At 65.4% G+C, this 23,159-nt stretch carries 30 protein-coding genes and 5 tRNA genes; 16 read left to right on the top strand and 19 right to left on the bottom strand.

From position 1 onward, the window contains the following. Positions 1–58: 58 nt before the first annotated feature. On the bottom strand, positions 59–589 hold the full coding sequence (locus QOL57_RS03205; RefSeq protein ID WP_049423631.1) for a hypothetical protein: 531 nt from the start codon (positions 587–589) through the stop codon (positions 59–61). A gap of 68 nt (positions 590–657) precedes the next feature. Between QOL57_RS03205 and QOL57_RS03210 the strand changes: the two genes are divergently transcribed. From QOL57_RS03210 to QOL57_RS03220, 3 genes are all read left to right on the top strand, one after another. Next, positions 658–888, top strand: a complete 231-nt coding sequence (locus QOL57_RS03210; protein WP_049423629.1) for a hypothetical protein — start codon at positions 658–660, stop codon at positions 886–888. A 225-nt stretch (positions 889–1,113) separates the two neighbouring features. After that, a complete protein-coding gene (locus QOL57_RS03215) occupies positions 1,114–1,668 on the top strand; it encodes a hypothetical protein (protein WP_244900784.1) in 555 nt (184 codons plus the stop codon). Then, entirely contained in the window at positions 1,640–1,960 is a 321-nt protein-coding gene (locus tag QOL57_RS03220; protein WP_244900782.1) for a hypothetical protein, read from the top strand. The genes QOL57_RS03215 and QOL57_RS03220 overlap by 29 nt, the downstream gene beginning before the upstream one ends. A gap of 33 nt (positions 1,961–1,993) precedes the next feature. Here the strand turns inward: QOL57_RS03220 and QOL57_RS03225 are convergent, their stop codons facing one another. Then, complete coding sequence (locus QOL57_RS03225) at positions 1,994–2,533, bottom strand: DUF4124 domain-containing protein (RefSeq protein WP_089240113.1); 540 nt, start codon at positions 2,531–2,533, stop codon at positions 1,994–1,996. A gap of 246 nt (positions 2,534–2,779) precedes the next feature. Between QOL57_RS03225 and QOL57_RS03230 the strand changes: the two genes are divergently transcribed. From QOL57_RS03230 to QOL57_RS03275, 10 genes are all read left to right on the top strand, one after another. Beyond that, positions 2,780–3,004: a hypothetical protein gene (locus QOL57_RS03230; RefSeq protein WP_089240111.1), complete on the top strand. Its 225-nt coding sequence runs from the start codon at positions 2,780–2,782 to the stop codon at positions 3,002–3,004. Continuing rightward, complete coding sequence (locus QOL57_RS03235) at positions 3,001–3,150, top strand: hypothetical protein (protein ID WP_176429873.1); 150 nt, start codon at positions 3,001–3,003, stop codon at positions 3,148–3,150. Before QOL57_RS03230 ends, QOL57_RS03235 begins: the two co-directional genes overlap by 4 nt. A gap of 74 nt (positions 3,151–3,224) precedes the next feature. Beyond that, positions 3,225–3,473, top strand: a complete 249-nt coding sequence (locus tag QOL57_RS03240; RefSeq protein ID WP_244900780.1) for a hypothetical protein — start codon at positions 3,225–3,227, stop codon at positions 3,471–3,473. A gap of 15 nt (positions 3,474–3,488) precedes the next feature. Then, positions 3,489–3,761 (top strand): hypothetical protein, encoded by a 273-nt coding sequence (locus QOL57_RS03245; protein ID WP_049417593.1) that lies wholly within the window; start codon positions 3,489–3,491, stop codon positions 3,759–3,761. Continuing rightward, positions 3,758–4,084, top strand: coding sequence for a hypothetical protein (locus QOL57_RS03250; RefSeq protein WP_049417591.1), 327 nt, complete (start codon positions 3,758–3,760; stop codon positions 4,082–4,084). The genes QOL57_RS03245 and QOL57_RS03250 overlap by 4 nt, the downstream gene beginning before the upstream one ends. Then, the gene (locus QOL57_RS03255; protein WP_049397908.1) at positions 4,081–4,320 is read left to right on the top strand and encodes a hypothetical protein; all 240 of its coding nucleotides are present in this window, start codon (positions 4,081–4,083) and stop codon (positions 4,318–4,320) included. The genes QOL57_RS03250 and QOL57_RS03255 overlap by 4 nt, the downstream gene beginning before the upstream one ends. Beyond that, the gene (locus QOL57_RS03260) at positions 4,317–4,805 is read left to right on the top strand and encodes a hypothetical protein (RefSeq protein WP_089240107.1); all 489 of its coding nucleotides are present in this window, start codon (positions 4,317–4,319) and stop codon (positions 4,803–4,805) included. The genes QOL57_RS03255 and QOL57_RS03260 overlap by 4 nt, the downstream gene beginning before the upstream one ends. Further along, on the top strand, positions 4,792–5,205 hold the full coding sequence (locus QOL57_RS03265; RefSeq protein ID WP_283401529.1) for a hypothetical protein: 414 nt from the start codon (positions 4,792–4,794) through the stop codon (positions 5,203–5,205). Before QOL57_RS03260 ends, QOL57_RS03265 begins: the two co-directional genes overlap by 14 nt. Then, entirely contained in the window at positions 5,202–5,900 is a 699-nt protein-coding gene (locus QOL57_RS03270; protein ID WP_089240103.1) for a hypothetical protein, read from the top strand. The genes QOL57_RS03265 and QOL57_RS03270 overlap by 4 nt, the downstream gene beginning before the upstream one ends. Continuing rightward, positions 5,893–7,929, top strand: coding sequence for a DNA cytosine methyltransferase (locus QOL57_RS03275; RefSeq protein WP_089240101.1), 2,037 nt, complete (start codon positions 5,893–5,895; stop codon positions 7,927–7,929). The genes QOL57_RS03270 and QOL57_RS03275 overlap by 8 nt, the downstream gene beginning before the upstream one ends. A 16-nt stretch (positions 7,930–7,945) precedes the next feature. On the opposite strand, the gene QOL57_RS03280 is transcribed toward QOL57_RS03275, so the two are convergent. After that, positions 7,946–8,446: a hypothetical protein gene (locus tag QOL57_RS03280; protein ID WP_089240099.1), complete on the bottom strand. Its 501-nt coding sequence runs from the start codon at positions 8,444–8,446 to the stop codon at positions 7,946–7,948. A gap of 247 nt (positions 8,447–8,693) precedes the next feature. On the opposite strand from QOL57_RS03280, the gene QOL57_RS03285 reads away from it, so the two are divergent. Further along, positions 8,694–9,023 carry a helix-turn-helix domain-containing protein gene (locus tag QOL57_RS03285; RefSeq protein WP_089240097.1) on the top strand — a complete coding sequence of 110 codons (330 nt, stop codon included), beginning with the start codon at positions 8,694–8,696 and terminating at the stop codon, positions 9,021–9,023. Here QOL57_RS03285 and QOL57_RS03290 read toward each other — a convergent pair. The 4 genes from QOL57_RS03290 to QOL57_RS03305 form a co-directional block, all read right to left on the bottom strand. Next, positions 9,011–10,126 carry a site-specific integrase gene (locus QOL57_RS03290; RefSeq protein ID WP_089240095.1) on the bottom strand — a complete coding sequence of 372 codons (1,116 nt, stop codon included), beginning with the start codon at positions 10,124–10,126 and terminating at the stop codon, positions 9,011–9,013. The genes QOL57_RS03285 and QOL57_RS03290 overlap by 13 nt on opposite strands. A 161-nt stretch (positions 10,127–10,287) precedes the next feature. Continuing rightward, positions 10,288–10,361, bottom strand: a tRNA-Cys gene (locus QOL57_RS03295). Positions 10,362–10,427: 66 nt separating this feature from the next. Continuing rightward, positions 10,428–10,503 (bottom strand) — tRNA-Gly (locus QOL57_RS03300). Positions 10,504–10,657: 154 nt separating this feature from the next. Continuing rightward, a tRNA-Gly gene (locus tag QOL57_RS03305) sits at positions 10,658–10,733 on the bottom strand. Between the two features lie 74 nt (positions 10,734–10,807). On the opposite strand from QOL57_RS03305, the gene QOL57_RS03310 reads away from it, so the two are divergent. Then, on the top strand, positions 10,808–11,263 hold the full coding sequence (locus QOL57_RS03310; protein WP_089240093.1) for a hypothetical protein: 456 nt from the start codon (positions 10,808–10,810) through the stop codon (positions 11,261–11,263). Between the two features lie 11 nt (positions 11,264–11,274). On the opposite strand, the gene QOL57_RS03315 is transcribed toward QOL57_RS03310, so the two are convergent. From QOL57_RS03315 to QOL57_RS03330, 4 genes are read right to left on the bottom strand one after another with little or no spacing between them, the layout of a single operon-like run. Further along, positions 11,275–12,186: an HlyD family efflux transporter periplasmic adaptor subunit gene (locus QOL57_RS03315; protein WP_089240091.1), complete on the bottom strand. Its 912-nt coding sequence runs from the start codon at positions 12,184–12,186 to the stop codon at positions 11,275–11,277. Then, positions 12,186–12,911, bottom strand: coding sequence for an ABC transporter ATP-binding protein (locus tag QOL57_RS03320; RefSeq protein ID WP_089240089.1), 726 nt, complete (start codon positions 12,909–12,911; stop codon positions 12,186–12,188). The genes QOL57_RS03315 and QOL57_RS03320 overlap by 1 nt, the downstream gene beginning before the upstream one ends. Before the next feature lie 10 nt (positions 12,912–12,921). After that, a complete protein-coding gene (locus tag QOL57_RS03325) occupies positions 12,922–14,061 on the bottom strand; it encodes an ABC transporter permease (RefSeq protein ID WP_089240087.1) in 1,140 nt (379 codons plus the stop codon). Next, a complete protein-coding gene (locus QOL57_RS03330; protein ID WP_244900825.1) occupies positions 14,058–15,398 on the bottom strand; it encodes a TolC family protein in 1,341 nt (446 codons plus the stop codon). Before QOL57_RS03330 ends, QOL57_RS03325 begins: the two co-directional genes overlap by 4 nt. Positions 15,399–15,631: 233 nt before the next feature. Between QOL57_RS03330 and QOL57_RS03335 the strand changes: the two genes are divergently transcribed. Further along, a complete protein-coding gene (locus QOL57_RS03335; protein ID WP_244900778.1) occupies positions 15,632–16,063 on the top strand; it encodes a hypothetical protein in 432 nt (143 codons plus the stop codon). A 68-nt stretch (positions 16,064–16,131) separates the two neighbouring features. Here QOL57_RS03335 and QOL57_RS03340 read toward each other — a convergent pair. From QOL57_RS03340 to kdsB, 8 genes are all read right to left on the bottom strand, one after another. Next, a tRNA-Gly gene (locus tag QOL57_RS03340) sits at positions 16,132–16,207 on the bottom strand. A gap of 105 nt (positions 16,208–16,312) precedes the next feature. Further along, on the bottom strand, positions 16,313–17,419 hold the full coding sequence (locus QOL57_RS03345; RefSeq protein WP_089240081.1) for an NAD(P)/FAD-dependent oxidoreductase: 1,107 nt from the start codon (positions 17,417–17,419) through the stop codon (positions 16,313–16,315). Between the two features lie 138 nt (positions 17,420–17,557). Then, positions 17,558–17,633: transfer RNA gene (locus QOL57_RS03350), tRNA-Gly, on the bottom strand. 307 nt (positions 17,634–17,940) lie between these two features. Continuing rightward, complete coding sequence (gene pgsA, locus QOL57_RS03355) at positions 17,941–18,570, bottom strand: CDP-diacylglycerol--glycerol-3-phosphate 3-phosphatidyltransferase (RefSeq protein WP_089240079.1); 630 nt, start codon at positions 18,568–18,570, stop codon at positions 17,941–17,943. 17 nt (positions 18,571–18,587) lie between these two features. Continuing rightward, on the bottom strand, positions 18,588–20,432 hold the full coding sequence (gene uvrC, locus QOL57_RS03360; protein WP_089240077.1) for an excinuclease ABC subunit UvrC: 1,845 nt from the start codon (positions 20,430–20,432) through the stop codon (positions 18,588–18,590). Next, a complete protein-coding gene (locus tag QOL57_RS03365) occupies positions 20,429–21,841 on the bottom strand; it encodes a hypothetical protein (protein ID WP_089240075.1) in 1,413 nt (470 codons plus the stop codon). Before QOL57_RS03365 ends, uvrC begins: the two co-directional genes overlap by 4 nt. Then, the gene (locus QOL57_RS03370) at positions 21,838–22,326 is read right to left on the bottom strand and encodes a low molecular weight protein-tyrosine-phosphatase (protein WP_089240072.1); all 489 of its coding nucleotides are present in this window, start codon (positions 22,324–22,326) and stop codon (positions 21,838–21,840) included. The genes QOL57_RS03365 and QOL57_RS03370 overlap by 4 nt, the downstream gene beginning before the upstream one ends. After that, entirely contained in the window at positions 22,323–23,096 is a 774-nt protein-coding gene (kdsB, locus tag QOL57_RS03375; protein WP_089241244.1) for a 3-deoxy-manno-octulosonate cytidylyltransferase, read from the bottom strand. The genes QOL57_RS03370 and kdsB overlap by 4 nt, the downstream gene beginning before the upstream one ends. Between the last annotated feature and the right edge of the window lie 63 nt (positions 23,097–23,159).

Raw genomic sequence — 23,159 nt, forward strand, 5'->3', positions numbered from 1 at the left:
TGCGCTGGCTATGCCACGCCGTCGATATCGGGATCGATGGGCGTGGTGGGTTGCCACGTCAGTCCTCCATCCCCTGCTTACCAGCAGCACGGCAGGCATTGCGCTCCAGTCGGTAGCAGAGCCTGCGCACGTCGCGCGATAGGTCCTGGATTCGATCCGCCTCGGGGACGGTCAAGCGCTGGTCGGCCATAGCGTCGATACCGGCGCCAGCCAGCGCGCCGGTCAGCTTATGCAGCTCCAGCAGCTTTGCCTGGATCGCGGCCAGCTCGTTCGGCCAACCACCCTCGGGTGGCGGCGGTACGTAATCCACCATCAGGTCGTACTGACCTGCGAGGGAGCACACCCAGTCGGTGGCAATCTCCTGCGTGACCACGAACTGCTGCAGGTAGTCCGTCAGGATCTCGGCCATCTCCATGGAGATAGACTCACCATCGATGCCTCGCAGTTTTTTGCGCAGCGTCTCTGCCGAGATCGACTTGCCCCTACGCTTGCTGATGTGTGCGGCCGCATCCTGCAGACCACCTGGGGCGCGGGCCACCGCGTTGTGCAGGGCATCCCGCCAGTAAAGGTCTGAGCGGAGGCAGGTCATGCGTCCCCCTGAAACGCGCCAACGATCATCGTGGGAAGGCTGATTGCGGCCGGGGCAACATTGGCGCCATGGCAGAGATCATCAGCTTCCCGCAGCGCATGCGCTTCACCGCGATCCGAACCTACGACGCCGCATCCGGCATCGGCGGCGTGGTCGCGGTCCTGTTCGCCCCGGCGCGCAAGGCTCTTGTATGTAGACCGATTCATGCCGTCTCAGCCGGCCAGATGTCAGGGCGGATCGCAGCAAGAGCCAAAGGCTCGCAGCCAAGCTCGCCACCGATCTCTACTGACGCCAGCTGAATCTTTCGCGCCAGGATCGGGCTGGGCTTCTTGTTCCTCCAACCGGTCGCGCACTGCCACAGGTATCCCTCAGAACTGCCGGTCAAGGCAGCGAGGCGCCGCTTACGTTCGGGGTCCGAAATGAAGGTGAGTAGGTCCATAGGGCCAGTATTTAGCCCCGAGCTAAACGTTAATGTCAAGCACACAGCGCAACTTCGGCGTTTAGCTACTAGCTACGCTTGCCGTATGGATGCCATCACCGCCAGACACCTCAACCTCCAGGCCCTGGTCGCCACGCTCAAACCCCAGCTGGGGACGCAAAAAGCGATCGCGATTCACCTGGACATGGCGCCTTCCTATCTGAACCAGCTATTGAGCGGCAAGAAGATGGGGGATGACGTTGCGCGCAAGATCGAACGCGCGGCCGGACTATCCCATGGCTGGCTGGACCAGCCGAGGTCCGACGACGACGCTGGTGCTGGGGCCCCTGCCGGTTCTCACGATCTGCGAATCGACCCTGAGATCATCGCCTCCGCGATCAGGCTCGTCAGGCTAACGTTCGCCAACCTTGGGATTGATGACTTCAGCAATGAAGAAGACGGTACGCCGCTGGCTTATGCCTATGAGTACCTCTATCAGCGAGGTGAGGCGACGGTAACACCCGACAACCTGATTGACTTCAGCAAGGCGCTTGCGCAAAGGCTCAGGGAGAAGGATGGAGAAGCAGAAGAAGGAACCCCCGGCCGCCGGGACACTCGAAGCATTGGCTCAGGTGATCGCGCAACGCGTCGCAAGGCGTGATGGGCAAAAGCCCAAGCTCCGCTTGGTCGAAGCACCTAAACGATCGACCATCGATAGCGTGACGCGAGACAGCATTATCCGGCGCATCCGCTGGCTGCGCGATCACTACAACCTGGGCTGCTTGATCGACCAAGCGACGTTTAACACGCCAGGCATCGATTGCCTCGAAAACGACGCGCTGGTGCGTCTGCATCGGGAAATGGAAGCCGCTAGGGAATGCTGCATGGACGGCGTTCCCTTGGATGAAGCCGGCTTCATCAAGAACGTTTCCATCCAGGACACGTGGCCCTAATCCAAGACAAGTGGGCGCGCCAGGCGCCCACTCCTATGGCTTGTCGCCACTTGAGTACTTCTCCCGCGTGGCGCGTTCACGCTCACTCCGCGCATCACCGCATCGCCTCCTAGCTTCGGTCATCTGGCTGTCGGCCGATACTCTGTCCGCTGCCTGGGCCTGCTGCAGGCTCGCAATCTGCGAGCGGATCCCAGACGCATAAGTGGCGCCCGCAAGGTTGTTCCTTGCGGTGGCAAGTTCACGGTTTAGGGCGGCGATCTGGCGTGACACATCCTGCCCCCGCACGTTAACCGGGCCGTAGATCCTGCTTTGCTCCGAGGACAGGCAGTTCCGTTCAGCGATCCCAGCGTCCGCAAGTTCTGTCGTCTGATACACCGCCGCGCGATTGGCAGCCTCGCCCGAACTCTCTGTGGAAGCTCGATTGGAACGCAGCTTCATCGGCGCTGCGCCTGCGGAACAAGGGGCCTGCGAGTAGACCGTCTCCCCGCTTGCCCCCTTGCACTTGAACACCTCTGCCGAAACCAAAGGTGAAACTGCAAGCGCAACCCCTAGCACCACCAACCTGCTCAACATCGCAGCCTCCCTGGCCCCTATATGCCTGGGAATTATCGGGCGTGCCCATCCCTTTTTCAGCCCTACATGCAAAATTTAGCTGGCAGCTATTGCATTGAGAATTTAGCTGCGGGATAAATTGCGTCGCCGGCCAACGACCGGCGGGCGACCGGCGGGTCGCCACCTTGCCGGCCCTTCCCCTGACCGGCAGTAGCCGCCCCCTCGGCACCTGACCCGCCGGCGCCCTCCTTCGAACAGGAGCGCGCCATGTCTCATCGCTACGCCGATCCCAGCCCCTGCCTGCTGCCGCGTTTGGCCGTGAAGGCCCTGCGGGCTGTGGCAGCACGCGATCACAGCACCGCCCGAACCCTGTGGGTTCGCAGCAAGGGCGAACACAACCGCAACCAGCTGCGCCGCTCCCGGCGCATGGGCGTTGCCAGCCTCCGCTTGGAAGCCTGCTCGCGAGACATGTCGGCCGAGGTGCGGGCATGAGCCGGCGCCTCCGCCTCGCTTGGGCAGCCGTGGTGCTGGTAGCCGCGGTTGTGGTGCCCCTGCGCATCGCTGAAATCCACCAGGCGCACGCAGACCGCGATGCGGCGAAGGCGCGCTGGGCGCTCAGCACCTCGGTGAGGGGCTGACCATGCGCCAGACCGCTCGCCCGCTCCCCGATTCAGTGCCGCTGTGCTGGCCCGGTCATCGACCGCAAATCGTCGTGACCGAAGGCGCCCCGACAGGCCATCGCCTCGGCACCCCCTGCCCGCCGCTGCTGCACATCGAGTGCCATCGGTGTGGCCTCGCCACCCGTCCGGTACCGATGGAGAAGGCCGCGTTGGCCGAGCTGCGCTGGACCGATCCGAGCCTTGCCCACCTGCGCATCCCGATCTCCCTGCTGGCCCGCCATCGCGGCGAGGTCCTGGCCGAGATCGCTGCCGCTTCCTCTTCCACGCCAATCGCTGCCTGACCAGGAGAACTGCCCATGGCCGCTCCACTGAAGCCGAAGGAAAAAGCCGCGTTGCTCGCAGCGCATGGCGCTTCGGATCACACACTCCACCGTACCGCCAACGGGTTTGCGCCCCGCAACCGACCCGAGAAGCTGTTCACGCGCCGCGTCATGAACTGGCTGGATGAGCGCGTGCTGATCCGGTACGACGACCCGCAGCTGCCGCGCAAGGCGACCCTGACCGATCTCGGCCTCGCTGCCGCAGAGGCCGAGATCGCCAAGGCACGCGACCTGGCGCTGACGGCATGAGCGTTCAGACCACGCTGCCCGTGGAACAGCAATTCGCCACCGGCCATCAGGGCGAGTCGCTCGTCCTGATGGTGTGCCAGGGCTGGCTATGGGCCGGTCTTTACACCGCCGCACCGCGCGAGTCGCTCCTGAAGGTAGCCGCCAGCGCCAGCCGGAGCGTGGGGGTATCGCACCACTCGCTCACCCTCGGCGGCGTCACGTTTTCCCTCAACCGACTGGCCGCACAGGCCGCGCACCGCTGGCTCGACCGCCAGGGCGTGCGTGTTCGGTCGATCTCCCCCATCAACCGCGCCACGCGCCGCACGCGAGGAATCCCCGCATGAGCCGTTCTGTTGTGATCTACGGGCCGCATCTGTGCGGCAAAAACGCCAACGCGCAGGAGCTGCGCGAACACTTCGGCCTGCAGGCCGTGATTGAGGACTGGGATGGACACAGCAGCTATCCGCTGGATAACACGCTCGTACTGACCGAGAACCCCGACGCCGTCGCCGACAGCTCGTCCAAAGTGATGCATCACGGCTGGGCTATGCGCGAACTGATCGCGGAGTCCCGAGCATGAGCGCGCGCCCGCAGCAGACCGGCCGTGCCGCCGAAGTGCGCAACGTCCTCGCCATGTTCCCGCAGGGCGCCACGGTCGAGCAGATCAAGACCGCTGGCCGCATCAACAGCACGCACCAGGCTATCGGCTACACGCTGAAGGGGTTGGCGCGCAGCGGTCAGGCCATATGCCACCGCTCGGGCGTGCGCGGGATCTGGCGCCTCTCCAGCCACACGCAACATGCAATCGCCCCGCTGCGCGCGGCACCTGCCAGGGTGCAGCCGGCCAGCACGCCAGGTCCGCTTACAGGCGTCAGTGACGCGGCGACCACGATCCGACACCGGCAACTGGACCGGCAGCAGCTGGCCGACGACCTGGACGCCTTCCTCGCAGCGGGTGGGCGCATCGAGGTGTTGGGACATACGCCACTTCGCCCGCTGATGAGCCGGTACGCGGCCAACCACGGCAGCTATGTGGAGCGCATGGCAGCCCATGACATCGACTGAGGCAACCATGAGAAGCGAATTGCACGCAGCGACCGTCACTGAACCCGGCAGGCCCGGCAGCACCTACTCCGATGGCCCTGCATGGCATGCGTTCGGACTGAGCCGCGCCGCCTATCACGTTGTGCCACGCCGCACGCTGCAGTCGATGCCGGTCGAATGGCAGGCGCGCTTTGTCGCGCTGATGGTGGAGGCACGCGCAATGCTGCCGGATGAGGCGTTCCCTGAGTACCAGGTGATCCGTATCGAGGGTGGCAAGTTCGCCCACGACCCCAATCGGCGCTATCGCCACGCCGTGCCCTTCCCCCTTCGCTCTGCTGGCGCCGAGCAGGCCTCCACAGCACATGCGCTCGCTGGCGCTTTCGTCAACACCGACACCCAATTCAAGCAGGCCCGCCGATGACCGCGAACCTCACCAAGCTCCCCACGAACTGCCCCGTGCTGCGCGATGCATTCGATACGATCAGCGCGATCGCCGTCGAAGCTGTGTGGCTGCCGAACCAGGCGAAGGCCATCACGCTCCCCCAAGCCCAGACCGCACTGCGTGACCTGCATCACCGCCTGCCTCGCTTGCAGGATCTGCGCGTGTTCGAACCCGCCGTAACCGCCTATGTCTCGACTCTGCGCAGCAGCATGCAGGACGGCGACACGCCGCTCTGCGATACCACCCGAGCCCGGCTGGCGCAGGCGAACGAGCTGCTGGAGCTGGTCAGGAATCAGACCCGCACCGTGGTCGATCCAGCGGACCCATGGCGCGGCTTGTACCACCCCAGCCGTCTCCCACCGCGCAACGCTGGCGGCGAGATCCTGTGCCACCCGGACGTGCCGATGTGGGCTGACGGGTGCGAGGTATCGCTGCGACCGCTTTTCCTCGCGCAGGGCTTCGACCTGGTCGTCGTTGAGGGCGAGCTTTCTGAAGAAGGCATCGGATCTGGTGTCTACAGCGCCGCGCAGGAGCTGCACGACTGGAACCCAGCTGCGCCTGGCGAGGATTGGCGGCTTGCGTGGCTGGGAGAGACCGAGGACGGCCTTGCCGCGTGGTTTGTGCGACCACTGGCGATTGCCGCTATGACAGCAAGGGAGACGGCACATGGCTGACGGCTCCGGCGGTTTCCGCTTCCCCTTGCATGACCTGAAGTCACGGCTCCGCGCGGACGAGATCATCGTTGATCTGTTTGCCGGCGGAGGCGGTGCAAGCCACGCGATGGAGACAGCGCTGGCGCGAGCGGTGGACATTGCGATCAACCACAACCCCTGGGCTGTGGGACTGCACTCTGCCAATCACCCCTATACCCGCCATTTGTGCCAGGACGTGTGGGAAGCCGACCCGCGCGTCGAGTGCGGCGGCCGGCCTGTCGGCGCACTACATGCGAGCCCGGACTGCACGCACTTCAGCCAGGCCAAGGGCGGTCAGCCGCGCAGCCGAGCAACCCGCTCGCTGTCGTGGGTGGTACCGCGCTGGGCCGGCACTGTGCGTCCGCGCATCATCACGCTGGAGAACGTGAAGCAGATCCTGAAGTGGGGCCCGCTGATCGCCAAGCGGGATAAGGCCACCGGCCGCGTGATCAAGCTGGACGGCACAGTCGCCGCTGCCGGCGAGCGCGTGCCCTTGGACCAGCAGTTCCTGATCCCGGACAAGAAGCGCGAAGGCAGCACCTGGCGTCGCTTCGTCGCTGTGCTGCGGGCGCTCGGGTACCAGGTGGAGTGGCGTGTGCTGCGGGCCTGCGACTACGGCGCCGGGACCACGCGGGAGCGGCTCTACATGATCGCCCGGTGCGACGGTGAGGCCATCACCTGGCCCGAACCGACCCATGGACCAGCCCGCGCAGAGCCGCACGTGTCGGCGGCATCCAGCATCGACTGGTCCATTCCGTGTCCCAGCATCTTCGGCCGCAAGAAGCCCCTCGCGGCCGCGACCGAGGCCCGTATTGTCCGAGGCATCAAACGTTTTGTGCTGGACGCCGCCGAGCCGTTCATCGTCCACGCAACACACGGCGGAGAACGTCGGCCGCATGGCATCGACGAACCGATGCCGACCATCACCGCCGCCAACCGTGGCGAGATGATGATTGTGTCGCCCACCATCGTGCAGTGCGCGAATGCTTCCGCCAACGGCGTCGCTTGCGGAGGCGATCCGCTGGGCACCATCACGGCTTGGCCGCGCGGCGGCTCGCACGCGGTCGTGGCGCCGATGCTGGTGCAGGCCGCACACGGCGAAGGCAAGCCTGGAGGCGTGAAGCGCTGGGGTGCCGGGGTTCGGCCCGCCGACGAGCCTGCGGGCACCATCACAGCCAGCGGCAGCGGCGGCTATGCCCTCGCTGCAGCGTCCCTCGTCAAGTTCCGGGGCACCAGCGATGGTGCGGACGCCGGCCACCCGATGCCGACCATCACCAGCGGCGCTGGCGCGGCGCGTCCAGCCGGTGCCGCCCATGCCATGGGCGTCATGGCGGCGTTTCTGGAACAGGCCAACGGCGGGTTCTATCATGGCGCTGGCAGTGCCGCCTGTGACCCCATGCCGACCATCTGCGCCAACGGCAGTCACCAGCGCCTAGTGACCGCGCACGTGACCGCGATGGCGCAGAACGTCATCGGGTACGACCCTCATGATCCTCTGCCGACAGTGCTCGCTGGCGCACAGCGATTTGGCGTCGTGGAATGCACCCTAAGCCCGGAGCAGGAGGCTGGCGCGCTGCGCGTTGCCGCGTTCCTGATGCGCTACTACGGGACCGGCGGACAGCATGGCGAACTGGACGAGCCGCTGGCGACCATCACCACGAAGGACCGGCTGGCGCTGGTCACGGTGCATCTGAGCGGCGTGCCGTATTTGATCGTGGATATCGGGCTGCGCATGCTCAAGCCGCACGAGCTGTTCCGCGCCCAGGGGTTCCCGGCCAGCTACATCATCGATCGCACGCAGGACGGTCGACAGGTCAGCAACAGCCGCGCCGTTGCCATGGTTGGCAACAGCGTGAGCCCGCCGCCGCTTTGCGCAATTCTGAACGCGAATATTCGTTCGACCGCAACCCCCATTCTCGTAGACGGCCAGGAGAGATGCGGAAGGACTGCCAGCAAGGCCGGATCGAAGTCCGGCGACAAGATGCACGGGAGTGTTGCTGATGTGCAATGACGCGAACGAATCGCCCCTAGGAGGGCTCTATCGTGTGATCAAGGCTGGGCGGATTGTGCGTTCGGAATCTGATCGATTCATCGGATGCACGCACATTTGCATCTTTGACTCCAACGTCAACGAAGTTCGTCAGATCCTCGAAATCCGTCTTAGCCCACGTGCAAAGTTCCTTCCTGAATTCATTGAGCTCCTTTGCGCAGCTAACGTAGTACACGCGATCTCCTTCCATGCGAACCATCTCGGATGGACGCGTTTTCTCGAGTTTCCAAAGAGATCGCTCGAACGCTCTCAGAAGAGCAACGCACTTCGCCAATCGCTTCTCCAGTTCGCTAGTAATGCTGTGCACGTGTGGAATCAGAGGACTAACACTGTCTGCCGATATCTGAGCTATGAGTTTCCTAACTTCTTTGTGCTGCCAATGGTCAACGAGGTCATTGGACAACTCGATGACCTTGGCAGCAACAAGGAGCCGGTGCTCCATAAGCGCCAGCTCACCCGCCGAAATTTTCGCGACCATCTTGGCATGCCGCTTACGATGACAGCGATCTCGAATTACTGGCGCCACCCCAACGCCAAGAGCTACCACAGCAGCAAGCCCTGTTGTTACCGCCGCCCAATCTACAAAGCATGTGGAGCTCAGAGGCGAACACCGAATCAAACCGTCCCAAACACTCATTCACTCCCTCCCCTTTTGATTGAGCGGCATTCTGCCACGCACATGTGCGTTCTGGAGGCGATTTGTGGGTCAACCATCTAGAACGCACATGCTGGACAAGCCAGATGACACCCTTGGCTTAGAGGATGCCGCCAGAATGCTACGGCTCGGGCTAGAGGCAATGAAAGACCTGGTGGACAAGGGCGAAGTGCCGGCAGTGCGCTTGAATCAGAAGCACACGGTCATGCTGCGCGAGGACCTGATCGAGTTCCTACGCTCGGAAGGGCGCAGGCAGGCCGCCGAACGAAGAAAGTCGATGATCGGAAACCGACCTGCAGCCAACACGCCTGAGTCACGGCCGACTAGACGTGCAAGCCAGTCGCGTCGCACAAAGCTGCCCGATCTGCGCGCCTACGAGCAGGCCGATCACCAGAGCTGATCGGCCAAATCGGAAGCGCGGAGGTTGGCGTACCGCTTTAGCTGGCGCGGATCGCGATGCCCAGTGATGCTCGCGATCTTGATGTCTGTCAGCGTGGTCTTTTCGTACAGTCGGCTCGTCGCTTCGTGACGTAGATCGTGGAAGCCTAGATCCGCGCATCCGGCCGCGACGAAGATGCGCTCGAACTGGCGCGACAGCTTGCTCGATACACGCCGCAGGGCCAGCGGGGTACGCTCGCCAGCCCAGAACGGGAACAGCCGGCCTTCGTAATCACTCTCATACGCGGCGAGCTTAGCCAGCAGTACCGAGGTCATGGGTACCTGGCGCTTGCTCCCATTCTTTGTCTTGTCCAAGAAGATCGTGCGCCGCGCCACATCGAGCTGACTGCGCTCCAGCGTGTAGATCTCCCGCATGCGCATGGCCGTTTCCAGCGCCATGTCGAACATCAGAATCAACGCCTCCCGCTGCGGCAGATCGAGCGGCCGCTGCCGCCCCGGCGGCTTTGCGCCGGCTAGGATCTCGCGGATGCGTTCCTCCTCACCAGGCTCCAGACGGCGATCACGCTCCTGGTCAGTTTTCGCTTCACCGTCGATGCGCTTCACAGCTACCTTGTCGTCGGCCGTGTACGTCGAATAGCCCCGTGGCAGAAGCCGCAGTGGATTCATTGGCAGCGCGCCGTGCGCAGCCAGCCAGTCCAGGGCGCGCGACAGGGCCCCCACGTAGTGCCGGATGGTCGAAGGCGCGAGGTTCTGCTCACGCTTCATGGCGGTGACCCACTCGGTCGCCCACGTAAAAGTCAGCTGCGGCAAGGTAATGCCGATTGGCAGCCGCGAGAGCAGGACGGGCAGCAGCTGCTCGTCATCGACCGAGATATGCTGCGCGCTCCGATACTCGCTGACCTGGCTGCGTAGATCCTTCGCTGCTGCCTTGGTGTTGGCCAGCTCCTCCGGCACCACCCCACGGTCGAGCAGCGCTTCGAGGCGGCGCACGTACTCGTCGCCCTCCGCCTCCGAGGCGAAGCTCAGATAGACAGGCTGGGGCAGCAGCCCCGCCCGCTTGATCGTGTACTGCCAGGAGTCGCCCCGGCGTCGCTTGGTTGCCATCCCCGCTCAAACTCACGTAAACGCACTCGGCACATGTTAACGCTAGTTTGCCACCCGGAAACGGGTGGCAGACCGATGATTTCAGGGCTGAATCAGGGGATTTTGGCTAGGACCGCCAAACATCAGGCAAAGAAAAAGCCCTGATAAATCAGGGCTTTATTTGGAGGCCTCAAGCGGAATCGAACCGCTGTAAACGGATTTGCAATCCGGTGCATAGCCACTCTGCCATGAGGCCAACGTACTGCGATCAGGAACGACGCCCCTGACATGACAAAACCCCGCGATGGGGCCTGTCGGAACATGGAGCGGGAAACGAGACTCGAACTCGCGACCTCAACCTTGGCAAGGTTGCGCTCTACCAACTGAGCTATTCCCGCATAAGCCGTCATGGTACCGGAAGCCCGGGACACACACCAGCCATTTCACAACAGTTTTCACTTTTCTGACTGCGCGCAAAGCCTTGTGGCTCAACGTGCCCCGCCTTGCCGTGGCGGGAGAAAAACAAGGCCCCAACCGGGGCCCTGTGCAATCTGGAGCGGGAAACGAGACTCGAACTCGCGACCTCAACCTTGGCAAGGTTGCGCTCTACCAACTGAGCTATTCCCGCAGATTCTCCGACCTGCGTCGAAGGAGCGCTATTGTGTCGAAATTCCTTCACGCCGTCAACAGCCCGCCTACCCGATGAACCCGCCCACGAGACCTCGCTACGCCCGCCTGTTCTGGATCCTTGTCGCCCTCACCTGGCTGGCGGTGATCGCCGCATTGGTCAATGCGGGCTTCACCCCGGACTACTGGATGTTGCGGCACTTCGAAGGCGGAACCCTGCCCTACCCGACCAGCAGCGTTGTCGTGTTCGCGCTGTTGAGTACGGTCGAGCTGGTGATCGCTGCGCTGCTCGTGCGCCCCTGGAAGTTCGGTCGCTTGTGGCTGCGACTGTTGATCGCCTGCGTGTTGCTGCTGGCGTGGACCTTCCCGTGGCTGGCATCGATGATGCACCAGCCACCGGTACAGGGAATGCACCTGCTGTGGCTGCTGCTTCTGGACGTGGGATTGCTGCTGGCGCTGTGCGTGGTGTCGCTGGTCAGTGCGTGGCGAGCATTGGCCAGAAGGAAGCAGGCAGCCCGCGCGCTCCCATAGAGCGCACGCCGTTACTTCCGGAACTCCACCCGCACGTGCTGGCCGACGCGCGCCTTTGCCGCACTCTCGAACTCCAGCACGCACTCCACCACCTTGGCCACGCCGCGCCCGGCATCCTCCGGCAACCGCGCCGGTGCGAACACCGGGCTGATGCGGACCACACGTGCCACCGGCAGCGGCTTGCCCTCGGTGCCATCGCTATCGATCACCACCGTCGCGCGCATGCCAACCTGCACCGCATCGGCATAGGCCGCGCTCAGCTCAGCGCGCACCTGCAGGGGGCGCGCCGGCAGCAATGACATCGCCGGCTTGCCGGCCTGCACGAAGGCACCCACGCCGGGCACCTGGCCAACCACGATGCCGGAATCCGGCGCAGTCAGCGACATCTGCCGCAGCTTGAGCCTGGCGTGCTCCAGCTTGTGCTGGGCCATCTCGACCTGCGCGCCAGCCACATCGACATCCGCGCGAACGCCAGCCAGCTGCTGCTTTGCCGCGTCGGCCTGCTGGTTGGAAGAGACGCCTTCGCTGGCGCCGGTGGCAAGACGCGTGGCGTTGCGCTCCAGCTCGCGCAGCTGTGCCTGGCTGCCCTTCAGCCGGTCGGTAGCCAGCGCGAGATCGGCGTTGGCCATGCCCACTTCCTGTTCAAGCAGTGCGCCATCCAGGGAGAGCAGGACATCGCCCTTGCGGACCACTGCCCCTTCCTTCACCGGCGCGGTGCTGACCGAACCATCCATCGCTGGGACCAGTGCAATCAGCCCGCCTTCCACATCAATGACGCCGCGGGCTACGGCTACCTTGTCCGCGCTGGTAGCCGTGGATGCGGCCGGCTGTGCGGGTACGGGTGCGTCCTTGCTGCAGGCACCCAGCAGCAAGGCCGCGCCCAAGGAGATGCTGAGGGAGAACAACGGCGGCATTCTGGTCATCAGTTGGGCTCTACGGTTTCGTTCTGGCGGCGGTCATCGCGGACCGTGCCGTCTTCCATGGCGATCACCCGATCCGCATGGCGGATCAGGCGTGGATCGTGGCTTACGCACAGCACCGTGGCCTGATGTGCGCGTGCATAACGGTGCAGGATGTCGATCACGCGCTGGCCATTCTCGGCATCCAGTGCGCTGGTGGGCTCATCGGCAAAGATCAGCGTGGGTGACTTGGCGAACGCACGGGCAACCGCCACGCGCTGCTTCTCGCCGCCGGACAACTGCGCCGGACGCATGTGGCTGCGATGCGAAAGGCCGACCTCTTCAAGCGCTTGTCGTGCCAACGGTTCGCTGTCACGGTTGCGCATGCCGCGATAGCCCAACGGCAGCTGCACCTGCTCCAGCGCGGTCAGCGCCGGGAACAGATTGAAGCCCTGGAACACGAAACCGACGTGATGCAGGCGGAAGCGTTCCACCTCGCTGCGGGTCATGTGGCTGACGTCCTGGCCAAGCGCATGCACGCGACCGCCATCGGGCGTGGAGAGCCCGGACATCAGCGACAGCAGCGTGCTCTTGCCGCAGCCGGAGGGGCCCGACACCAGGGTCAGTTCGCCAGAGTAGATGTCCAGCGACAGGCCACGCAGCACGGGAACGTGCACATCGCCGGACACGAAGCCTTTCTCCAGCGCGTCGGCACGCAGGGTCGGGGCCGTGATGGAGGTGTTTTTCATCGGTCGCCCCTCAACGCAACAGCAACGATGGATCGGAACGGACGACGCTGCGCACCGCCATGATGCTCGACAGCATGGCCATCACCGCGACCAGCGCCACGCAGCCGAGAACCACCGTCGGCGTGAGCTGTACCGGCACGCGCTGGGTCTGCGCCGCCAACAGCACCACCGTGCTGAAGGCTGCGGCCAGCAGCATGCCGACACCACCGATCAGCACGGCCTGTTCGAACACCACCCGCGCCAGCGCGTAGCGGCCTGCTCCGAGCGCATTGAGGGTGGCGTATTCGCGTACCGAACCGGCCACCACCGCCGCGAAAGACTGGTTGGTGATCACCGCGCCGACGAAGCAGACGATGACCGCCATGAACAGCACCGCGATGCCGGCACCGGTATCGAACAGCCAGTACTGCTGCGAGCGGCTGGCGAACTCCGGCGCTGTCCAGAATTCGACAGGCGTGGCGCGGCCCGTTGAATCGTTGAGGCGGTCGCGCACGCGCGCGGCCAACTCCGGTGATCGCGTGCCCGCCACGAAATAGGTACTGCCCTCATGCGGGTCGGTTCCGGCGATGGCACGCGCGGTATCCAGGGACGCCAGCACGTTGACGCCGCCGAGACCACGCAGGCCGGGTTGCGCGGCGACCACACGCACCGCCTTGCCGTTGATCCAGGCCCGGTTGCTGCGCAGATCGACGCCCAGCGTATCCAGGTCAGCGCTGTCGACGATCACCGCACCGGGTTCGCGCAACTGCGCACGCAGCTCAGGCGGCAGGATGCGCGAGAACATCATCGCGTCGTTCGCCGTGGAGATGCCCGACAGATACACGGACACGTTGCCGGTGCCCTGCGCGCTGGAGCGCCACTCGCCGTCGACCCATTCGTAGGGCTCGACGCGGGTGACATCCGGGTCCATGCGCAGCCGGCTTTCGACGTCCGCGCTGATCGCATGGCCGTAGTTCACGCTCTGCGTACCGGCAAAGCCAGCCCAGACATCGGCACTGGACGCCTTCACGTAGATCGCAGCGGTACCGAAGATGCCCAGCACCAGCGCTGCCTGCACGATCAGCAGGACACCGGCGAAACACATGGCCAGCACCACCGGCAGGAACCTGCGCCACTCGTAAACCAGCGTTTTGCGGGCAAGCGCGATCATTGCGCGTCGCCTTCAGGCTCGACCGGCAAGGGTGCGCCGCCCACGGCGCGATACAGCGATGCGAAGGCGAGCACGCGCGCACCCTGCGCACCAATCAGATCGGCATGCACAGACAACACCGCACGCTGGCTTTCCAGCCCGTCGAACTCACTGGAGAGGCCAAGCTGCACCTGCCGGGCCTGTCGCGCGACCTGCTGCCGGGCAGTTTCGTCGGCCACCTGCAGCGATTGGATGCTGCTGTCCTGACGGGCCAGGCTGCCCAATGCACCTTCCACTTCAACCACGCCCTGCAGCACGGCTTTGCGATAGCCCAGCAACGCCGCGTCCAGCTGCTTGTCGTCGGACTGGTAGCGCGCGCGCCGCTGGCCCCAATCCCATAGCGGAATGTCGATGTAGGGACCGATCGATGGGCTGGAATCGGAGTTGGAGCGTGCGTTCTGGGTGAGGTTGTAGGCGTACAGGATGGAACCGCCCAGGCTCAGTTTCGGGAACATCGCCGCGCGTGCGCTGCCCTTTTCGGCGGTGGCCTGCAGTACATCGGCCTCGGCCAGCAGGATCTGCGGGCGATGGCGTAGCAGATCGGCCGGCACCTGCTGCAGGGTGAAGGCGCTCAACTGCGGTGGCGTGCGGTAGGCATTCCAGGCCGGATCCGGGCCATCGCGCCCCAGCAGCAGCGCCAGCGTACGCGCGGCGTTGCCTGCGTTTTCATCCGCCTGTGCAATGGCGGCGCGCGTGGCGGCCTGCCGCGTACGCAGACGATCCAGTTCGCCAGGCTCGTCCAGATGCAGGCGCTGCCGCACCAGGCCCAACTGTTCGCCGCGTGCGTCAACGGCCTGCTGCCTGCCCAGCAGATCCGCCTGCGCCTGCGCGACGGAAAGGTCCAGGTAGCTGCGCACCACATCAGCGATCACCGCCACCTGTGCGGCATCGCGCAGTGCCTCTGCATTTCCGTTGGCCGCCTGCGCGCTCAGCCGCGCACTTTCCGCTGCACCAAACAAGCCAAGATCCCAGATCGCTTCGACACCGGCGTGGAAGTAGGTGTCGACCGCGGCGGCATCCTGCACCTGCTTGGCACTGGCCGTTATCTCCGGACGGAAGCGCGCATCGGCGGTGCCAGACACAAGCCGTACCGCCTGCAGCCGCAGCGTGGCCTGCTGCAGGTCCAGATTGCCGGCGATCGCCTCTTCCACCAGTGCGTTCAAGCGCGCATCGTCCAGCACCTTCCACCACTGCCGAGCATCGACCGCGACGCCCTGCGCAGGAGCCGGTTGATTCCAGACCACTGGAGTGCGATCGGGCAGATCCGGAACCGGCACCGACATGCAGCCTGCCAGCATCACGCTGGCCAGCAGCACCCCGCTACCCAGCGCGAAGCGCGGCAGGGAGACATACCTTTGAGCGGACACTGCAGGGGAAGTGAAACAATTGGCCACCCGCCCACCTTCGTGGAGAGAGAAGCCGAGGAGGCTACGCCGCGATTGTGGAGTGGACATGGAGAATCAGTCGGAGCTGCGTTACAGCGCGTGTGCGGTGCCTGCATTGCGAACCCTCGGCCTTTCCCCAGCCTTTCATGGGCGCCGCCAAGCTGAACGCTGGACTGTTCGCGGGCGCTGCGGCACATTGGCCTGAACACTCCTACCGGCGGGCAATACGCTTGAAATCCAGCTCTCGCCGCACGCTCGGCATCTTCATGGCCGTGCTTATCGTGGGCGCGATGGCGATCTGCCTGGCCACGCCGCTGGCATCGAACGCGACCATGCTGCTGATGGACCGCAGCAACTTCATTCCCGCGCAGTCGTCGATCTTTTCCTTCGAGCCCTACGTGATCAACGACGGCTCATCGAACTACTGGCTGTATGGCCAGGACCAGACCTACTACTACCACTTCACCTACCAGGCCGACGTGCCCTATCTGTACATCCCGCGGAAGAATAGCTGCGCCGGCTTCGACCGTGCGGACGTGCGTACCTGGTGCAGCGCGAGCCGCGGCATCCCGCTCTAGCGGGGCTGCATCTGCATGGCGGCGTGCAAACGAAAAACGCCCCCTTGCGGGAGCGTTCTTCTTGAATCTGGAGCGGGAAACGAGACTCGAACTCGCGACCTCAACCTTGGCAAGGTTGCGCTCTACCAACTGAGCTATTCCCGCATATTCCGTTCGACCTGCGTCGAAGGAGCGCTATTGTGTCGGGATTGCTGCACGGCGTCAACAGGATTCTGCAGCCCTTTCACCGGCCAGCGTTCAGCTTCCGGATCAGGCCCGAACGCCCCGTCGGTGGAAGTAGATCTGTTCGGCCAGCCGGCGTACCGGGCCGGTACGCAGCAACGCGTCGACCGGCCAGTCCCGCTGCAGGTGGTCCATTGCCCAGCGCAGCACGCGCTTGCGGTGAAAGGAGGGGGCCGCCTGTCGCGCCACCTGCTCGGCGGCTGGCCCCCTGCCGCGCCGATGCAGGCCGATTGCATCGCCGACCGCCCAGCCATGCCGCCATGACGAGTGGATGCCGCCGGCCGACAGCGGCGAGACGACACCTGCCGCATCGCCGGTAAGGATCACGCCCGGCGCGGTGATCGGGCCATCCGGCAATCCGCAGGGCACCAGCCCCGCGCGGGTGCCGGCAACCTGGGCCGAACGCGGAAGGCCCACCACGTCGCGCACATGTTCAAGGAAACCCTCGATATCCGGCGAACGGACATGTTCGGGATCGTGGCGCAGCGCCAGCCCCACCTGCACACCGGTAGGATTCTGCGCGGCCCAGCCAATGTAGCCGGGTGCGAAGCGGCGGCTGACAAAGCAGTGCAAGGCGTCGCCTTCCTGCAGTTGCACGCCGGCAAACTCGCGCTCGACGCCGTACAGGTTGTCGCGCACCTGGCCCAGGCCGGTGCGCTGCGCGACACGCGATCGTGCACCGTCAGCGCCGACCAGATACGCGGTGCGCCCCACCCCTTCAACCTGCCATGCGTCGCCGTCGCGGCAGGCACTGGTGAACGACTGCTGCAACCGCAGGTCCACGCCACTGGCGCGCAGTTCGCTGGCCAGCCAGCGCATCAGGTTCGGTGTATCGGTGGTGAGGAAGTAGTAGCCCGGTGCAGCCAGCAGCACGTTGCGCAGGTTCGGTGCGTACAGCCGCACGCGCGCCACGCGCTGCACCAGCTGTTCGGGCATGCGACCAAGCCAGGTCTGCTCCATCGCCTCCTTCACCACGATGCCGGTGGTGTGCAGGCGTTCGCCTGGGTCGGCCTTGCGTTCGAGCACGCAGACGCGCAGGCCGTACTGGGCGGCAGCGAGTGCGCAGGCAGCACCTGCAAAACTGGCGCCGACGATGACCACGTCGTAGTCGTTGGCAGCGGGAGTGTGAGGCATCGCGGCATCACCACTTGAGAAGGGAGATGCAGCATCGAGCCTCCGCATGGTGGGGCGATGGAGTGGCGGTGAAGTGGGTATGAAGCGCGCTGGACGCAAACGAAAAACGCCCCCTTTCGGGAGCGCTTTTCTTGAATCTGGAGCGGGAAACGAGACTCGAACTCGCGACCTCAACCTTGGCAAGGTTGCGCTCTACCAACTGAGCTATTCCCGCTTGGGAGGCGAAATTTTACCTGTTCCAAGGATTGCGTCAAGCGCTTTTTTTCAGGGAATTGCGGGGTGGCCGACATTGCGTATCCACGCATGACGTGGATCTACCGCAGACCCACATTCCCGTAGATCCACGCCACGCGCGGATGGAGGCATCCCACGTAGAACGCACACCCGGTAGATCCACGCCATGCGTGGATGAGGGATACCGCGTAGAACGTATGCCCAGTAGATCGACGCCATGCGTGGATGGAGGCGTCCCTGGTGTCAGAGCCCTTTCCTGCGGAAAGGGCTCCGACACCGGTAATTCCTCAGCCGTTGCCCAGCTTCTTCTGTCGCGAACGCTCGCGCGCAGCGCGCTCGTCGTCACGCAGGCTGGGCCAGGCGGCGTGCAGGTACTGCAGGCCCGACCACAGGGTCAGCACCGCGGCAATGGCCAGGGTCCAGTCACCGATATGGAATACCGGCGGGCCCATCCAGATGTCGTTGACCGGCACGTTGGGCGCCACCGAATACAGCAGGCACAGCAGCGCGACCATCTGCGCAGTGGTCTTGACCTTGCCGATCATGGCCACGCGCACTTTGGCGCGCTGGCCGAGTTCGGCCATCCACTCGCGCAGCGCCGACACCGCGATCTCGCGGCCGACGATCACCGCCGCCCAGAACGCCATCCAAGGGGTCGGATGCCCCTGCACGATCAGGAACAACGCCACTGCCACCATCAGCTTGTCCGCGACCGGGTCGAGGAAGGCGCCGAACGCCGACTCCAGGCCGTAGCGACGCGCGATCCAGCCATCGAGCCAGTCGGTGATCGCGGCCAGGCCGAAGATCGCCGCCGATGCGAAGTTGGTCCAGGTGTAGGGCAGGTAGAACACCAGCACCAGCACCGGGATCATCACGATCCGCAACAGGGTCAGCCAGGTGGGCAGGGTCAACGTCATGCTGCTTTATTCTCTCTCTACTCGGCCGGATCCGGCGCGGCCAACCCGTGCAGGTTAGCGTAGATGCGCGCTGCGAGGGCGTCATTGATGCCTTCCACCTTGGCGATTTCCGCTTCTCCGGCGGCTTTCAGGCCGACCAGACCGCCGAAATGCTTCAGCAGGCTGGCGCGCCGGCGCGGCCCGATGCCGGGAATGTCTTCCAGTTTGCTGGTCATCCGGGCCTTCTGCCGGCGCCCGCGATGGCCGGTGATGGCGAAGCGGTGCGCCTCATCGCGCACCTGCTGGATGAACTGCAGGGCCGGATCGCCCGCACCCGGGCGCAGTTCGCGGCCATCGGGCATCACCAGGGCTTCGTGGCCGGCACGGCGTTCCACACCCTTGGCCACACCCACCAGCAGCACGCCCTCCACGCCCAGATCGGCCAGCGCCGCCTGCGCCTGGGCCAGCTGGCCGGCGCCACCGTCGATCAGCAGCACGTCCGGCAGCACGCCCTGCTCCTCCACTGCGCGGCGGAAACGGCGGTCGATGGCCTGGCGCATCGCGGCGTAATCATCGCCCGGCTCGATGCCACTGATGTTGAAACGGCGGTACTGCGCGCGCACCGGGCCGGCGGCATCGAACACCACGCAGGAGGCCACGGTGGCTTCGCCCATGGTGTGGCTGATATCGAAGCACTCCACCCGCTTCACCGGTTCGGCCAGCCCCAGCATCACCCGCAGCGCTTCGCTGCGCGCGTGCTGCGCGGTGCGGCTGTTGATCTCGGTCGCCAGGGTCAACTGCGCGTTGCGGCTGGCCAGTTCCAGGTAGCCGGCACGCTCGCCACGGACATTCCATTTCAACTGCACCTTGCGCTCGGCCGAGGCCGACAGCGCCGAACCAATCAAGTCGGCATCAGGAATTTCACGGTCGAGCAGGATCTCGCGCGGCGGCTCGAATTCGATGTAGTACTGCGAAACAAAGGCCGCCAGCACTTCGTCCGGACTTTCCTCACCGTTGGTACGGGGGAAGAACGGACGGGTGCCCAGGTTGCGACCATCACGGAAGGCCAGCAGCATCACGCAGGCCTGCGAGCCCTGCATGGCTACCGCCAACACGTCCAGATCGGCTGCGCGGCCGTCCACGTACTGCCGGGTCTGCATGCTGCGCAAGGACGTGATCAGATCGCGCAGGCGCGCGGCCTGCTCGAATTCCAGCGCTTCGCTGGCGGCCTGCATCTGCTCGCCCAGCTCCCGGGTCAGCTCATCACTCTTGCCTTCCAGGAACATCGCCGCGCGGCGCACCGACTCGGCGTAGTCTGCGGCCGGTACCAACTCCACGCACGGCGCGCTGCAGCGCCCGATCTGATACTGCAGGCAGGGTCGCGAGCGGTTGCGGAACACGCTGTCTTCGCAGCTGCGCAGCTTGAACAGCTTGTGCATCAGGTTCAGTGTCTCGCGCACCGCGGTGACGCCCGGATACGGCCCGAAATAGCGCCCGGGAATGGCGCGTGGGCCACGATGCAGGGCGATGCGCGGCCAGTCCTCGCGGGTCAGCAGCACATGCGGATAGGTCTTGTCGTCGCGCAGGGACACGTTGTAGCGCGGCGACAGTGATTTTATCAGCTGGTTTTCCAGCAGCAGCGCTTCGGCTTCCGAGCGCGTCACGGTCACGTCCATGCGCACGATCTGCGAGAGCATCGACATGATGCGCGCGTTCTTCGGACTGCCGTTGAAGTAACTGCCCACGCGGTTGCGCAGCGCACGGGCCTTGCCGACGTACAACAGCGCGTCGTCGGCCGCGTACATGCGATACACGCCCGGGGCGGTACTCAGCTGGGCCGCGAATGCCTTGCCATCGAAGGACGGGACGGGAACAACGGTCATTCGCTGATCGGCACTTCGCTGAGCACGCCGCTGTCAGGGTCCAGACGCAGTACGGTGTGGGAATCTGTTTCGGCGATCCACACCGCACCGGCACCGACGGCCAGGCCGGCCGGACCATGCAGGCGCCGCGGCAATGGCTGGGTAGCCAGTTCGCCGCCGCCCAGACGCAACGTGCGCAGGCGGCCATTGCCGGTATCGGCGATCCACAACAACGGCGCATCCGGGCTCAAGGCGATCGCCTGCGGGAACTGCAGGCTGGCCTGCGCACGCGGACCATCGTCTTCACCGAAACGCCAGGTGCCCTGCCCTACCAGGGTCTGCACCAGATCGCCGCGCAGCTGCATCGAACGGATCGAAGAACCCAGCGCGTCGGCCACGTACAGCACCTGCTGGACCACGGCCACGGCCGTGGGCTGGGCGAATGCGGCCAGGTGGCCACTGCCGTCACGCTCGTCGATGGCGCCGCTGCCGGCGCGCCACTGCAGGCTGCGCTGGCCGAGGTGATAGCTCCAGACGCGGTTGTCGCCAGCCATGGCGATGTGCAGCTGGTTTTCGGCGATGGCCAGGCCAACCGGATGATCCAGCGACACCTGCCGTGGCTGCGCCACCAGTCCTTCCTCGGGAGCACCCGGACGACCGTTGCCGCACAGGGTGTCGACCAGACCGGTCAGCAGGTTGATGCGGCGCACGGCGTGGTTGCCGGTGTCGGCCACGTACAGCGACTCACGCTCCAGCGCCAGCGCCTGTGGCCGGTGGAAAGCGGCTTCGGCAAGATTGCCGTCCATGAAGTCGGCGGTGCCCAGGCCGAACTGACGCAGCACGCGGCCGCCATGACTGCATTCAAGGATGCGGTGGTGGCCGCTGTCGGCGATGTACAGCCGTTCCTGGTTCACAGCCAGACCCATGGGGAATCGCAGCGCCTGGCGCGGCTCGGGGTGCAGTTCGCTGCCGCCGCGCGAAGGCGCCGACGGCGCACCCTCGCAGAGGGCATTCAGGGCCCGCTCCAACTCGCCGGGCACGCCCTGGCCGATCAAGCGCTGCTGTTCGCGGCCCTGCGCGTCCAGCAGCACCATGGTCGGCCAGGCGGTGACACCGAAGCGGCGCCAGCCATCCCAATCGGCATCGAGCAGCACCGGCATGGTCAGGCCCTGGCGGCGCAGCAGTTTCAACGCAGCACTGGCGTCACGCTCGAAATCGAAACGCGGCACCTGCAGCACCAGGGGTTGCAGCTTGCCGGGGTGGCGTGACAGCCACTGGCTGAACTCGGCCAGCCGTTGCGCGCTCCACGCGGAAGCCGCGTTGACGAACAACAGCGCGACCGGCCGGCCACGCAGTTCGGTCAGGGTGCAGGGCGCGGCATTGAGCCAAGCGGCGAACTCGGGCAGGTCCGGGACGGGCTGGATGTTCATGGCCCGATTATGCCGGAGTGGGCGTGATGCAACAGGCGTGCCACGGTACGTTCGGCAGCGGCGTCGACCAGCGACCAGACCTGCTCGAAATGATCACTGCCACCGGTATAGGGGTCGGGAATCGCGCGTTCGCCCTGCCCGCCCGACCACGGCAGGTACAGCGCCAGGCGCTCGCGCTGGGCGGCGGTGGCAAGGCGCGCGGCATCACGCAGATTGGCCTCGTCGGCGCACAGGATCCAGTCGAAGGTGTCGAAGTCCTGTGGCTGCAGCTGCCGCGCGCGCAAGCCGCCGAGGTCCACGCCATGCCCGGCTGCGCACGCAATCGCACGCCGGTCGGGGGGCTGGCCCACATGCCAGTCGCCGGTACCGGCCGAATCGACCTGCACCCGCCCGGCCAGCGCCGAGGCATCCACGCGGGCGCGCAGCGCGCCTTCGGCCATCGGCGAGCGGCAGATGTTGCCGAGGCAGACGACCAGCAGCTTCACCGCGCCGCCGATGTCTGCAGCAGCGTTTCGGCGCGCTGCAGGTCTTCAGGGGTGTCGATGCCCGGCGGGAAGGGTTCGGGCGAGATCGCCACCGCGATCGGATAGCCCGCTTCCAGCACGCGCAGCTGCTCCAGCGATTCCACCTGTTCCAACGTGCCCGGCGGCATCGAGGCGAACTGCTGCAGGAAGCCGGCTCGGTAGCCATAGATGCCGATGTGGCGCAGCCACTGGTGGTCCTCGGGCAGGATCTCACGGCTGCCGGCGAAACCATCACGGTGCCAGGCGATCGGCGCACGGCTGAAGTACAGGGCCTCGTTGCGCACGTTGCGCACCAGCTTGACCACGTTCGGGTCGAACAGCGTGTGTGCGTCCTCGACCGGCGTGGCCAGGGTCGACATCGGCGCGCTGCCTTCCACCAGTGCTGCGGCCACGGCGCGGATGCCGGCGGCCGGTGCGAACGGTTCATCGCCCTGCAGGTTGACCACGACAGTGTCATCAGCCCAGCCAGCGATGCGCGCGCATTCTGCCAGGCGATCGGTGCCGGAGGCATGCGAAGCAGCGGTCATCGCCACCTTCACTTCCCCCAGGCCGGACAATGCGTCGGCAATGCGCTGGTCATCGGTCGCGACCCATACCTCACCCGCGCCGGCCTGCAGCGCGCGGCGGGCCACATGCAGCACCATGGGCTCTCCGCCCAGCAGGCGCAGCGGTTTGCCCGGCAGCCGCGAAGCGGCATAGCGGGCCGGGATGGCAACAACGAAGTCGGTCATGCGGGCGGTACTCGGCAGGCGCGATACAGCAGGAATGCGGCCGGCGGCGTGCATTTGCAAGCG

This window comes from Stenotrophomonas sp. yr243 (genome assembly GCF_900184195.1).
Classification (GTDB): domain Bacteria; phylum Pseudomonadota; class Gammaproteobacteria; order Xanthomonadales; family Xanthomonadaceae; genus Stenotrophomonas; species Stenotrophomonas lactitubi.